The following is a 12487-nucleotide window of genomic DNA, read 5'->3' as shown; positions in this document are numbered from 1 at the left end:
TTCCTGTTCGCTTGATCGGTATAATGACGCGCCGTGAGCCGGCCTTGGTGGGCCGGGTACCGGTTCAGACGGTGATGTGGCCCAGCGGCACCGGCGAGCGGGTGCCGTCGATGACCACGATTCCGCTTTCGGTGACATGGTACTTCTTGCGGTCCTCATCGAGATCGTAGCCGATCACGGCGTCGGCGGGGATGCGGGCGTTCTTCTCGATGATCGCGCGGCGGATCCTGGCCCGGCGGCCGATGTCCACGTTGTCGAAGATCACGCTGTCCTCGACCAGGGCGCCGGAATGGACTCGCACCCAGCGGCCGAGCACCGAGCGCTTGACGATGCCGCCCGAAACGATGCAGCCGCCGGAAAGCATGCTGTCGATCGCCTGTCCCCGGCGCTCGTCCTCGTCGAAGGCGAACTTGGCCGGCGGGTCGGAATAGCCGGAGGTGCGCAGCGGCCACTGGCGGTTATAGAGGTTGAGCGGCGGATCGATCGCGCGGACATCCATGCTGGCTTCGTAATAGGCGTCCAGAGTGCCGACGTCGCGCCAGTAGGGGACCCGGTCCGGCGGGTCGCCGGCGATCCGGTTGGTCTGGAAGTCGTAGGCGAACATCTCGACCTTGCCGACAAGGTCGGGCAGGATGTCCTTGCCGAAGTCGTGGGAGCTGTTCGGATTCTTGACGTCGTCGTAGACCATCTTCAGCAACAGGTCGGTCGAGAAGATATAGTTGCCCATGGATGCCAGGACCTTGGTCGGGTCGCCCGGCATGGTCGGGGCATCCTCGCGCTTCTCGACGAAGCCGATGATCCGCCCGTCCTCGTCCACCTCGATCACGCCGAACTCCTTGGCGTACTTCTTGTCCACCGGGATCACGGCGACGGTGACGCCGGCATTCTTGCGCGAGTGGAACTCGATCATCTGCCGGATGTCCATCCGGTAGATGTGATCGGCACCGAACAGCACGACGAGGTCGGGCCGGGACTGTTCGATCAGGTTGCAGTTCTGGGCCACGGCGTCGGCCGTGCCGCTGTACCAGGTCTCCCCGGGCGAGCGCATCTGGGCCGGCACCGGGATGATGAACTGTTCCTGCAGCAGTCCGCCGAACTGCCAGCCATCGCGCAGATGCTGGAGCAGGGACTGGCTGCGGAACTGTATCAGGACATAGATCGAGAAAATTCCCGAGTTGATGAAATTGCTCAAGACGAAATCGACGATGCGGTACTTGCCGCCGAAGGGTACGGCCGGCTTCGCCCGCTCCTTCGTCAACGGAAACAGCCGCGTGCCTTTGCCGCCGGCGAGGATCAGTCCCATGATCTTGAGTTGCATCAAGCTGTTCCTTCTTTTGGCGTCCGTTGGGGGATCGACGCTCTTGGATATGGCTTTCGCACTTCGGTATCAGAGTAACAGCCGATGCGGGAAAAGGTAGCTTTGTTGCACCGCGATGATGCTTTTGTCCAGGGGATTAATCCCTCCTCGTTTATTGCGTTTTTCAGACTGAATTAAAAACAGTTCCGAGCCGTCACTTGCATTTCGCAGAACGGCGAACGGCCGCGCCCCGTTGCCCGGGGCGCGGCCGTTCGGATCGGCGCAATACCGGCTTCGGCCGTGTGCCTCAGTCCCGTTTGCGGCGGTTGTCCCACTTGGCGGAGTCGGGGTTGTCGGCGGGCAGCCGGCTCAGGATCTGGTTGCAGATCGCCTCCGCGCTGCGGTCGTAGACGTTCCACTGCTGCGGCGTGAGCCGCTCCCGGAGCATCAGCATGCGACCCACCAGATAATGCTCGCTGAGACCGAGTTTGACAGGAATCGTGTGAAGTCTGGAGTGATCGCTCATGGAAAGTCCCGTCCGCAGCCTGTTGTCGCCGTCCTGGTTCCTGTCGCGACCCCCGGGGAGTGCTCCCCGGGGGAAGGGCTCCGCCTCAGGCGGAAACCGCCTGGAGATTGCGGGTCGGCGTGCCCGAGCCTTCCGCCGAGAAGCCGTTGTTCATGGCCCAGATCGCCGCCTGGGTGCGATTGTTGACATCGATCTTGCGCAGCAGCGTCTTCAGGTGGACCTTGACGGTCGCCTCGGTGATGCCGAGCCGGATCGCGATCATCTTGTTGCTGGCACCGGTTACCAGCGACTGAAGGATCTCCTGCTCGCGGGGCGACAGGCCGCGGATCGAGTTCTGCGGCGACGGCGCGTTGATGTCGAGCAGCATCGCGGCAAGATTGGTCGGGAACACCTTCTCGCCCAGCATGATGAGCTGAAGCGACTGGATCAGCGCTTCGGGCGAGACGTTCTTGATCAGGAAGCCGTCCGCGCCGCCGCCCATCGCCTCGCGCAGCATGTCCACCGACATGTCGTCGGCCAGCACGACGATACGGGCAGCGGGATAGGTGTCCCGGAGCTGCTGCAGGTCGGCGGCGGCCTTGATGGCCTGTCCGGTGATCACCAGCGCCGGCTCGGCGTTCTGCCCGAGGCCCTCCTGGCCGTCGTGGGTGATCGCCTGCTCCATGGTGTTGAACTCGGCACCGACCTCGAAGCGGGTGCCAGCCAGCAGATGCTTCAGTCCTTCACGGAAAAGACGGTTGGATTCAACGAGGATCGTGCGGCCGTTGGCGTTCATGACTTTGGGTTCCTATAAATTGCTGCCGCGCAGCTAGACGAGGGGGGCCGGTTGGTAAGTCGTTTGCGGGTTGTGACCTTCTTGAGACCAAGAATGGTCCAAAAAATGACCAATATAAAGGGGAAATTAATAGAATTTTAGGGATAGATCGGCGTATCTCGCCAGCCGCCATCGTTCGAACGGTATAGGCAGGGAGAGAATAGCTGGTCTGACAAGAGTTTGGTGGCATACCGGGCGCGGGAAATGGCGACCGGAAGGAGGCGCGGTTCGAAGTGCTCCGTACCTGACGCAACTTTTCGAAAGGGGTATCCGTGCCTTGGCGCCCTTCGCATGCCCGTAAGCGGGTGTGCGGGCATGCAAATGGCGAAGGGCAGATCTGACGACCTGCCTTTCCCATTGATCGAGTTCCGATTTCGGGTAACTTCGATATCGCAGCAGCGATGCTGCATACGCCTCTTTGGGCGTTTCCTCCCTAGACTCAGGCCGCCTTTCGGGGCGGCTTTTTTTTGCACATATCGGCGCGCTTGCCAACTGCTTAATGCTCCAACTTTCTTATATCCTTTTTTTGTAACTATGCCCAAAAATAAGGCACACGTTCCTGCCGCATTCAAGGGCACCTCCGGCGACTTGCCACGATTTCGCAACTGCGAAGGAACGAGTCCCTTTCCCGACGGGTTCATTCCCGGTAGCGGGCGGCCGACGAGGCCGGTTCCCCAGCAATTCCAATCACTTCGGCAGGCAGGGCAATGGCCCGAGCGACAGGCAGGGTTGCGACGGCGTTCCGGAACCCGGGTTCCGGACATGCCGCACCATCATGGCGACCCGACATCGTGGAGGTGGAGGAGTTCGGTTCGAATCCCGGAAATCTCCGGATGTATGGATATGTGCCGCCAAGGTTGTCCGCGAACGCTCCGCTGGTCGTGGCCCTGCACGGATGCGGGCAGACGGCGGCGAGCCTGGACCATGGCATCGGATGGTCACGGCTGGCCGCCCGCCTCGGCTTTGCGCTGCTTCTGCCGGAACAGAGGCGGGCGAACAACTTCAATAGGTGCTTCGGCTGGTTCTCGCCGGGCGACATGGAGCGGGACCAGGGGGAGCCCCTGTCGATTCGCCAGATGGTCGACCGGATGGTTGCCGACCATCGGCTCGACGGCGACCGCATCTATGTGACCGGCCTGTCGGCCGGCGGCGCGATGACCGCCACGCTCCTCGCGACATATCCGGACGTCTTCGCGGGCGGCGCGGTGATCGCCGGCATGCCCTACAAGGCCGCCTATGGCAGGATGGATGCGCTCAATGCCATGGTCCACGGTCGGGTCAGGCCATCCATCGTCTGGGCGGGACTGGTCCGAGCCGCCTCGTCGCACCGGGGCCGGTGGCCGCGTGTTTCGGTCTGGCACGGCGATTCGGATCGGACCGTCAATCCCGCCAATGGCGCGGAAATCGTCAAGCAGTGGGTGGGCGTCCACCGGCTGCCCCGGAGTCCCGGCACGGTGGACAAGGTCAACGGACATATGCGGCGCGCCTGGCTGAACCGGGCCGGCGAGGCGGTCGTCGAGGAATATGTCGTCAAGGGCATGGCGCATGGCACGCCGGTGCGGACCGGCAGTGGCGCGCGGTCGGTCATGACGGCGCCCCATGTCTTCGACATGGGCATAGCCTGCGTCGAGCACATCGCCTGGTTCTGGGGCTTGTCGAAGCGGCGCCCCGGCCGATGGACCGTACAGCGTCCTTCCGGCCGGCACTGAAATCATGGGAAACGGATGTCGGGAGGCAAGGAAATGGCTTTTCCATGTTGCGGTGCGTCATAATGTTTCCGAAGCTGAATGACTGGCAGTGCGAACCCGCGAAAGCTGCCGGGTATTCGCGAAGGACATCCGAAACACGGCGCCGATAAAGGTTTCGATCGGTTTTGCGTTACCTATCCGCGAAACGCAAGGCAGCTCCCCAATCTTGGTATACAAAATACACCATGCCGTATTTGACACGTGGGTCGTGCCGGAGCCATGTTTACCGCACTGCACAAACGAACTTCCAAGACAGGAATAATCCAATGCTCACCGAAGCCACCGCCAACGTCGTCACCCTGCTCGTCCTGATCGCCATCGTTCATTTCGCCGTGACCACCGTGATCGCGCGCAAGCTGACCCGGGACGAACAGGCCGAGGGCGCCGGCAGCACCGGCAGCGCGAACTTCCAGGGTCAGCCCGCCAACGATCAGCTTCGCAAGGCCGCCTGACGCACGGCGAGATGCCGCATTGCTGATCGGACCGGACGGCTGTCTTGTGCCGCGATCATTACACCGCATGCGGACGGTCGCCTCCCGATGGGCCAGCAGCACGACCTTCTGTTCCGCGCATTGCTGGACGATCCGGTCCGGGCCGGCATCCTGATCCGCGACTACCTGCCGGCCGAGATCGCCGCCCGCCTGGGCGACGAGCCGCCGGTGCCGCTGGACGGCAGCTTCGTCGACCGGACGCTGACTCCGAGCTGGGTCGACCGGCTGTTCTCGGTCCGCCTGCGCGACGGCGGCACCCTGCTGATCTATGTGCTTCTGGAGCACAAGAGCCACCCCGATCCCCGGACGCCGCTCCAGGTGCTGGGCTACCTGGTCGACATCTGGGAGAGCTTCGTCGGTGATGATGCTTCCAGGATGAGCCGGCTGCCCCCGGTCGTCCCGCTGGTGTTCTATCACGGCCGGGGACCGTGGACGGTGCCGACGTCGATCATCGACGTCATCGGTGCCGACGAGGGCCTGCGGGAGCTGCTGCGCGACTTCCGCTACGTCGTCTGCAACATCGTTCCCATCCCCGACGACCAGCTGTCCTCCGATCCGGAGGTCCGGGCGGCGCTGCTGCCGCTGAAGTACGTCTACCGCCAGCCCGACCCGGAGATGTTGCTGGAGGCGGTGCTGTCGGGCCTGCGCGAGGGCTCGCCCCTGGCGGAGAAAGTGCTGTACTATATGCTGGAGATGTACCCGCGGATCTCCGTCGACATGATGAGGATGGTGAACGGCAGGGTCAGGCCCAACCGGGAGCAGGACATGGTATCGCTCGCTGCACAGCAATGGCTGAACGAGGGTCATGCCAAGGGTGTGATCGAGGGCAGGACGGAAGGAAAGCTGGAGAGCATCCGGCTGACCCTGGAGACGCGATTCGGATCGATCCCGCCGGCTGTCGAGGAAAGGCTTCGTAGGACGCCTTTCGATCAGCTCGATTTGATCTTGCGGCGTTCCTTGACGGCGGAGTCGCTCGATTCCGTCTTTCCGGACGACCAGCGCCATTGACCGGCGCGGGTGAATCCCTGAACCGCATGCCCGGTCGCCGCCCGCGATTTCACGAGCGGTCGGGAAGCGCCATCGCCGCCAGCGCGCAGCAGATCCCCATAACGCCGATCACCAGGACCATCGGCCCGGGCGTTCCGTCGGACAGCCAGCCGACCAGGGCGCTCGCGGCGGCTCCCACGCCGAACTGAATCGTCCCGGCAAGGCCGGACGCCGCGCCGGCCATGCCGGGGACCACCGACATGGCGCCCGCCATGGCATTGGCGCCGACCAGCCCGATCATGGCGAGGTAGAAGAACAGCGGCACGGCGATGCCCGCCAATCCGAAGCTTCCGGTCCCTCCCACCGTCGCCAGGACGACGCCGAACACGGCGCAGCCGAGCGCTCCGTAGCGCAGCGCGCGATCGGAACCGACCGCCAGCACCAGCCGCCGGTTCACCAGGTTGAAGACCATCATGCCGACGACGTTGACGCCGAACAGCAGGCCGTAGAACTGCGGCGATATCCCGAAATACTCGATATAGACGAACGGCGTCCCCGCGATGTAGCTGAACATCCCGCCGGTGAAGAAGGCGCCCGCGAGGGAGTAGGCCAGATAGGAGCGGTTGCCGAGCAGGCGCAGGTAGCCCGACAGCATCGAACCGATCCCGACCCGCCGGCGCTCCGCCGGGGCGAGGCTTTCCGGGATCGAGAAGAGTGCCAGCAGAACCACCAGCCCGAAGGCGGCCAGCCCCCAGAAGATCGCGCGCCAGCCGAGCTGCACCAGCACCTGGCCGCCCAGCAGCGGGGCGATCATGGGGGCCACCCCCATGATCAGCATCATCAGCGACAGCATGCGGGCCGCCTGATCCTGGGGGAACAGGTCGCGCACCATTGCGCGCGCCAGCACCGGAGCGGCGCAGGCACCGAAAGCCTGGGCGAACCGCCACAGCACCAGATGGTCCGCGTCGGTGGTCAGCGCGCAGCCGAAGCTGGCGGCGATATAAATCAGGATGCCGGCGGTGATCGGTCCGCGCCGGCCGAACCGGTCGCCCAAGGGTCCCCAGACCAACTGGCCGGATCCGAAACCCAGGAAGAAGCTGGACAGCGAAAGCTGGACCGATGCCGGAGAGGCGGCGAGACTCCGGCCGATCTCCGGCAAGGCCGGGAGATACATGTCGATGGCCAGCGGGGCGAAGGCCATCAGGGAACTGAGGACGATGGCGAGCCACCGCGGGTCTACGGGCTTCGCCCGTTCGGGCGGATCGACGGGCCGGGCCCGCCTTGCGGACAGCGATGTCATTGAGTTTTCTGCGTCGCGGGGGGATATCTCGGCCCAGCTTCGCACCGTTGGGCACGCCTGTATAGAAGGTGTGGGCCCAAACCATCGGCATGGGAGATACGCGTTGGACCAATGGATCGCCTGGCTCGACCTCTGCGGAGTCGCGGTGTTCGCCGCCAGCGGCGCGCTGACGGCATCGCGCAAGCAGATGGACATCGTCGGGTTCTGCCTGATCGCCACCGTCACGGGCATCGGCGGCGGCACCATGCGCGACCTGCTGCTGGGACAGGGGGCGGTCTACTGGATCTCGGCGCCGGAATACGTGATGACCTGCATCGGCGTCGGCGTGCTGCTGTTCTTCACGGCACCCTACCTGGAGTCGCGCTACAAGGTCCTGCTCTGGGCCGATGCCGCCGGGCTGGCGCTGTTCTGCGTGACCGGGGCGGAAAAGGCGTTGGGGGCAGAAGCACCGCTGCCGGTCGCCGTGATCCTGGGCGTCATGACGGCTACCTTCGGCGGCATCATCCGCGACGTGCTGTGCGCCGAGGTCCCGCTGATCCTGCGCAAGGAGATCTATGCGACCGCCGCGGCGGCCGGCGCCCTGGCCTATCTTCTGCTGATCCTGGCGGGGACGGACACCGTGTGGTCTCAGGGGGCGGGTTTCCTGACCGCCTTCGGGATCCGCGCCATCGGAATCGCCTTCGGGGTCTCGCTGCCGGTCTACAAGCCGCGTCCCGGCCGGGATTACTGATACCGCTCCAGCCCGTACTGCTCCATCTTGCGGTAGAGCGTCGTCCGGGAAATGCCCAACTCGCGGGCGGCGCTGGTCAGGTTGCCGGTATGGGCGGCGATGGTGGCCTCGATCGCTTGGCGCTCCAACCGGTCGAGACGGTGGGTCGCCGCCGGTTCGGCCGGGGCCGGGACGATGTCGGGCGGCAGGTCGGCGAGCGTGACGACCTCCTCGTCGCTCATCAGTAGGAGGCTTTCGACCACGTTCCGCAATTCGCGCACGTTGCCGGGCCAGGAGTGGCGGCGCAGCGCGTCCATCACGGCCGGCTCGAACCGCTTCGGCGCCAGATCGTGGCGGCGGGCGAGCAACTCGTTGAAATGGGGAACCAGCAGGTCGGTGTCGCCGGCGCGGTCGCGGAGCGGCGGGATGCGGACCGTCGTCACGCTGATCCGGTAATAAAGGTCCTGCCGGAACCGGCCGGCGGCGACCTCGTCGCGCAGGTTGCGGTTGGTCATCGCGATCAGGCGCACATCGACGTGCCGCGGCTCGCTGTCGCCGACCCGGTAGACGATGCCCTCCTCCAGGACGCGGAGCAGGTAGGGCTGGAGATCGAGCGGCAGTTCGCCGATCTCGTCCAGGCACAGGGTGCCGCCGTTCGCCAGTTCGAACCGGCCGAGCCGCCCCTCGTTGGCCGCCCCGGTGAAGGCGCCGCGCACATAGCCGAACAATTCGCTGGCGACCAGTTCCTTGGAAACGGCACCGCAGTTGAACGCGACGAAAGGATCCGACGGCGACGCGGCACCCTCGCCATGGACGGCGCGGGCGAACAGTTCCTTGCCGGTGCCGGTCTCGCCCTCGATCAGCACGGGCGCCCGGCGGCCCGCCAGCCTGCGGGCGCGGTCGATGGCGGTGCGGACGGCGGGGCTGGAGCCGACGATGGCGGCGAAACTGCCCCGCCGCGAGTCGGCCTCGTGGCGCGGGCCCGCCGACCTGGCCGTGCGTCGGGGCTTGGCCGGGATGACCAGCAGAGCGCCCAGGGTCTCGCCGTCCACCGTCAGCGGCTTGGTCCACTCGGCCGGCCAGCAGGACGGGTCTAGGCTGGCGACCCGGGACTCCTTGTCGAGCACCACGCGGGCAGGACCCGAGCCGTGTTCCAGCAGGCCGCGGGCGCGTTCGCTCATGTGCAGGACGCGTCCCTTGCGGTCCACCGCGATGATGCCGTCCTCGACCCAGGTCGGCAGCTTGGCGACGCAGGCCTCCAGCAGCTTGACACGCTCCTGCCGGGCCTGGTCGGCCATGGCCCATTCGACCTGCCGGGCGGCGACGACGGCGAGCGCCAGGTTGTGGCGCTGGAAGGTCTGGCGCGGGCCGGAGATGTCGAGCAGCCCCACCAGGGACCCGTCGATCGGGTCGCGGATGGGCGCCGCGGCGCAGGTCCAGGTCTTGACCCCGGCGCAGAAATGCTCGGTCGCATGGACCAGGACCGGCTGCCGGGTGACCAGCGCCGTGCCGATGCCGTTGGTTCCTGCCACCGATTCGTGCCAGGCGCCGCCGGGTTCCAGGTGGATCTCCCGGCCGGCTTCCAGCGTCGCGCGGTCGCCCACCGTGGTCAGGACGACGCCTTCGGGGTCGGTGACCAGCATGATCGACCCGGTGCCGATGAACAGGTCGACCGCTTCGGCGAGGGTGCCGGCCGCTCCCGTCAGCAGGTCGCGGTTCCGGATGCGGAGATGGTGCAGCCCGTCGTCCCGCACCGCCAGGGGCGCGCGCGAGCCGTGGGCGTTTACGCCGCTCTCCAGGCTGCGCCGCCAGGAATTGACGACCACGTTCCGGACCGGTGGATGGGTGTCGACGCCGGCCAGGAAATCCTCCCACGCCCGCATGATCGACGCTTCATCGGCATGGGCAGCGGCACGGGGCGACATCGTCGCCCCGATTCCCGTCTTGGGCATGTATTCACACTCCCTCGCCCGGATCCTATTATTGGTGCTCAGACGGCGCGGTCCGGAACACGGAGTTTACACTGTGGGCAGTCCTTGAGTAACAATAAAGTTTGGGTGATATCTTCTTGCACTCTCCTTCGATTCTCCCGTGCCAGCATAAGATTGACGCACGGGGCCGGCGGTTTGCCCCGTGCGTCGCACCCCCGGCCGGCAGGTAGCGGCGGATCTCACTGCCGACCAAGCTTAGTCGCGGCCAAGCTTCTCCGCTCCGGCGCCGAGCGCCGGGCCGGCCGTGGGATCGGACCCGTCGGGCCTGTCCGCGATCAGCGTGTGGGTGTTCAGGATCAGGCACGCGGCGGACGAGGCGTTGCGCACCGCCGTCATGGTGACCTTGACCGGATCGGTGACGCCGGCCTCTATCAGGTCGGTGAACTGGCCGGTCCGGGCGTCGAACCCGGTGCCCCTGGGCGCCTCGGCCACGCGGGCCGTTATGTCGTTCGCCGCGAGGCCGCAATTCTCGGCGATGCAGCCGAGCGGTGCCGCCAATGCCCGCTGGAACAGCCGGACCCCGTCGCGGACGCCGCCGGAGGTCTGGTCGGCCAGAGCGTCCAGGGCCGGTGCTGCCTGGATCAGGGCGGTTCCGCCACCGGGCACGACGCCTTCCTCCACGGCCGCGCGGGCGGCGTTGAGGCTGTCGTCGAGGAGTTGGACCCGGCGCTTCTGCTCCGCCGGGGTGGCGCCGCCGGCCAGGATGGTGGCGGTACCGCCGGTCAGCTTGGCGAGCCGTTCGGTATACTTGTCCCGCTCGATGTTGGGCGGAGCCGCGTCGAACTGGCGCTGGACCTGGACGCGGCGGGCGCGGATGAGTTCGGGATCGCCGTGGCCCCGGATCAGGGAGGTGAAGCTCTGGCCGACCCGGACCTGATCGGCACTTCCAAGGTCCTCCAGGGTGACCTGCTCCAGCCGGCCGCCGAGGTCGCGGGCGATCACCCGTCCGCCGGTCAGGATCGCGATGTCCTCCAGCATGGCCTTCCGCCAGTGGCCGAATTCCGGCGGATTGACCGCGACCGCCAAGCCCGCCCCGTTGCGCCGCATCCCCATCAGGGTCACCACGACTTCGGGGGCCAGCTCGTCGGCGATGATCAGCAGCGGGTGGCCGGTGGCATAGACCTCCGTCAGGATATGGGCGATCTGGTCGGGCGAGGCGATCCGCTGGTCGGTGATCAGGATGAGCGGATCGTCCAGGATGGCCCGCATGGTCTCCACGTCGGTGACCATGTGATGGGAGATGTAGCCCCGGTCGAACGACATGCCTTCGACCACTTCCAGGGTCGTCTCGATGCCCGGGCCGAACGTCACCTCGACGATACCGTCGCTTCCGACCCGGCGCAGTGCCTCGGCGACCAGATGCCCCAATGCTGGATCGGTCGCGGCGATGGTGGCGACCGCTTCCAGCTGCGTATGGCCGGAGAGCGGCTTGGCGGATCTTTTCAGCGCGTCGATCACGGCGCCGGCGGCCCGGTCGATGCCGGCGACCAGGTCCACGGGGCTTCCCTGGTTCTCCAGCACTTTCAACCCGCCCTGGATCAGCGCGTTGGCGAGCACGGTGGCGGTGGTGGTGCCGTCACCGGCGATCTCGTTGGTCTGTTTGGAAACCTCCCGCACCACCTGGGCGCCCATGTTCTCGAACCGGCATTCCAGCTCGACCTCGTCGGCGATGCTGACCCCGTCCCGGGAGACGATCGGCGTGCCGATGGGACGGTCGATGATCGCGTTCATGCCCTTGGGGCCGAGGGTGCCCTGGACCGCCAGGGTCAGCTTCTCGACGCCCCGGCCGAGAGCGGCGCGCGCCTCGGCGCGGTGGAGCATCATTTTCGGCATCCGTCATTCCCTCCCGTGTTCCCTGTTGCCACCCGGCCGGCGATGAAGTCGGCCAGGGTGGGTTCCCCGTCTGGTGCGGGATCGTCGTAGCGGGCCTGGAGCAGGCCCCGGCAGAGATGCCCGTTGAACTCCGTGTTGATCCGGACCCGGCGCAGCAGCGACAGGTATTCGGCGAAGTTCCGGGGATCGACCGGTTCGCCTTGCGCCGTGGTGAAGGCCATGTCGCCGGAGCCGCCGAACTCGCGGCGGATCTCCAGGTAGCGGCTGCGCTGGCGGGCGGCTTCGGGATCGTCGATCGCCAGCGTCGCCAGGTGCGGGCAGTCCAGATCGAGGATCGCCTGGACCGTCCAGCCCCGGTCGAGCAGGTGGCGGATCACCGCTTCCTGCCGGCGCTGGAACGCCTTGATCCGGAAGGTCCGGCGCAAGTCGTCCAGGTCCTCGTCGGCGGCCTCGTCGCTGAAGGTGGACTTGAAGGAGCGGCCCTGGGCGAGCCCCTCGTTGATGGTGTCGGAATACATGTGGTCGCGCAGGTCGACCAGGACCTGCCGGACCCAGGGGAGGGAGGAGACCGCGACGCGCATGTCGTCGGCCATCAGGAAGGCGAAGTTGGCGGCGCACCAGTATGTCGGCAATCGGAACCCGATGTGGACGCGGTCCTCCGCGTCCACTTCGACCTGCGTGACGAAGCGGAGCTCCGTCACGGACTCATCGAGTTCGGGGTCCGTCACCGATGCCAAGCTCGCCCACACCTCCGCCACGCGGGGATCGCCCGAGGTGACGTGAAGGGTCAT

General features: G+C 66.2%; 11 protein-coding genes. 4 read left to right on the top strand and 7 right to left on the bottom strand.

What is annotated here, in order from left to right; genetic code table 11:
- Positions 1–64: 64 nt before the first annotated feature.
- The 3 genes from glgC to DPR14_RS19945 all read right to left on the bottom strand — a co-directional run bounded on the left by glgC (position 65) and on the right by DPR14_RS19945 (position 2598).
- The gene (glgC, locus tag DPR14_RS19950) at positions 65–1318 is read right to left on the bottom strand and encodes a glucose-1-phosphate adenylyltransferase (RefSeq protein WP_158046717.1); all 1254 of its coding nucleotides are present in this window, start codon (positions 1316–1318) and stop codon (positions 65–67) included.
- A gap of 286 nt (positions 1319–1604) precedes the next feature.
- Complete coding sequence (locus DPR14_RS27510) at positions 1605–1760, bottom strand: hypothetical protein (RefSeq protein ID WP_192499047.1); 156 nt, start codon at positions 1758–1760, stop codon at positions 1605–1607.
- 148 nt (positions 1761–1908) lie between these two features.
- Complete coding sequence (locus tag DPR14_RS19945; RefSeq protein WP_158046716.1) at positions 1909–2598, bottom strand: LuxR C-terminal-related transcriptional regulator; 690 nt, start codon at positions 2596–2598, stop codon at positions 1909–1911.
- An 896-nt stretch (positions 2599–3494) separates the two neighbouring features.
- Between DPR14_RS19945 and DPR14_RS19940 the strand changes: the two genes are divergently transcribed.
- The 3 genes from DPR14_RS19940 to DPR14_RS19930 all read left to right on the top strand — a co-directional run bounded on the left by DPR14_RS19940 (position 3495) and on the right by DPR14_RS19930 (position 5884).
- Positions 3495–4346, top strand: a complete 852-nt coding sequence (locus tag DPR14_RS19940; protein WP_192499046.1) for an extracellular catalytic domain type 1 short-chain-length polyhydroxyalkanoate depolymerase — start codon at positions 3495–3497, stop codon at positions 4344–4346.
- A gap of 305 nt (positions 4347–4651) precedes the next feature.
- Positions 4652–4837, top strand: a complete 186-nt coding sequence (locus DPR14_RS19935; protein WP_158046714.1) for a hypothetical protein — start codon at positions 4652–4654, stop codon at positions 4835–4837.
- 87 nt (positions 4838–4924) lie between these two features.
- Entirely contained in the window at positions 4925–5884 is a 960-nt protein-coding gene (locus DPR14_RS19930; protein WP_158046713.1) for an Rpn family recombination-promoting nuclease/putative transposase, read from the top strand.
- Between the two features lie 49 nt (positions 5885–5933).
- Here DPR14_RS19930 and DPR14_RS19925 read toward each other — a convergent pair whose 3' ends face one another.
- On the bottom strand, positions 5934–7163 hold the full coding sequence (locus tag DPR14_RS19925; protein ID WP_246148366.1) for a Bcr/CflA family multidrug efflux MFS transporter: 1230 nt from the start codon (positions 7161–7163) through the stop codon (positions 5934–5936).
- Positions 7164–7266: 103 nt separating this feature from the next.
- On the opposite strand from DPR14_RS19925, the gene DPR14_RS19920 reads away from it, so the two are divergent.
- Positions 7267–7893, top strand: coding sequence for a trimeric intracellular cation channel family protein (locus tag DPR14_RS19920; RefSeq protein ID WP_246148363.1), 627 nt, complete (start codon positions 7267–7269; stop codon positions 7891–7893).
- Here the strand turns inward: DPR14_RS19920 and DPR14_RS19915 are convergent.
- From DPR14_RS19915 to DPR14_RS19905, 3 genes are all read right to left on the bottom strand, one after another.
- Positions 7887–9824, bottom strand: coding sequence for a sigma-54-dependent Fis family transcriptional regulator (locus tag DPR14_RS19915; protein ID WP_211103829.1), 1938 nt, complete (start codon positions 9822–9824; stop codon positions 7887–7889). The two genes, DPR14_RS19920 and DPR14_RS19915, sit on opposite strands and share 7 nt — an antisense overlap.
- Before the next feature lie 234 nt (positions 9825–10058).
- Complete coding sequence (gene groEL / locus DPR14_RS19910) at positions 10059–11696, bottom strand: molecular chaperone GroEL (protein ID WP_158046710.1); 1638 nt, start codon at positions 11694–11696, stop codon at positions 10059–10061.
- On the bottom strand, positions 11684–12487 hold the full coding sequence (locus DPR14_RS19905; RefSeq protein ID WP_158046709.1) for a metal-sulfur cluster assembly factor: 804 nt from the start codon (positions 12485–12487) through the stop codon (positions 11684–11686). The genes groEL and DPR14_RS19905 overlap by 13 nt, the downstream gene beginning before the upstream one ends.

The organism is Skermanella pratensis (genome assembly GCF_008843145.1).
Taxonomy (GTDB): Bacteria; Pseudomonadota; Alphaproteobacteria; order Azospirillales; family Azospirillaceae; genus Skermanella; species Skermanella pratensis.
The sequence above is the reverse complement of the archived record's forward strand: the minus strand, read 5'-3'. Positions and strand labels throughout refer to the sequence as shown.

What these genes read in the sequence shown, in the direction of transcription:
- DPR14_RS19925 (WP_246148366.1), bottom strand. Translation starts at nt 7,163, where the DNA reads ATGACATCGCTGTCCGCAAGGCGGGCCCGGCCCGTCGATCCGCCCGAA.
- DPR14_RS19905 (WP_158046709.1), bottom strand. Translation starts at nt 12,487, where the DNA reads ATGACCCTTCACGTCACCTCGGGCGATCCCCGCGTGGCGGAGGTGTGG.
- DPR14_RS19930 (WP_158046713.1), top strand. Translation starts at nt 4,925, where the DNA reads ATGGGCCAGCAGCACGACCTTCTGTTCCGCGCATTGCTGGACGATCCG.
- DPR14_RS19915 (WP_211103829.1), bottom strand. Translation starts at nt 9,824, where the DNA reads ATGCCCAAGACGGGAATCGGGGCGACGATGTCGCCCCGTGCCGCTGCC.
- glgC (WP_158046717.1), bottom strand. Translation starts at nt 1,318, where the DNA reads ATGCAACTCAAGATCATGGGACTGATCCTCGCCGGCGGCAAAGGCACG.
- DPR14_RS19945 (WP_158046716.1), bottom strand. Translation starts at nt 2,598, where the DNA reads ATGAACGCCAACGGCCGCACGATCCTCGTTGAATCCAACCGTCTTTTC.
- DPR14_RS19935 (WP_158046714.1), top strand. Translation starts at nt 4,652, where the DNA reads ATGCTCACCGAAGCCACCGCCAACGTCGTCACCCTGCTCGTCCTGATC.
- groEL (WP_158046710.1), bottom strand. Translation starts at nt 11,696, where the DNA reads ATGCCGAAAATGATGCTCCACCGCGCCGAGGCGCGCGCCGCTCTCGGC.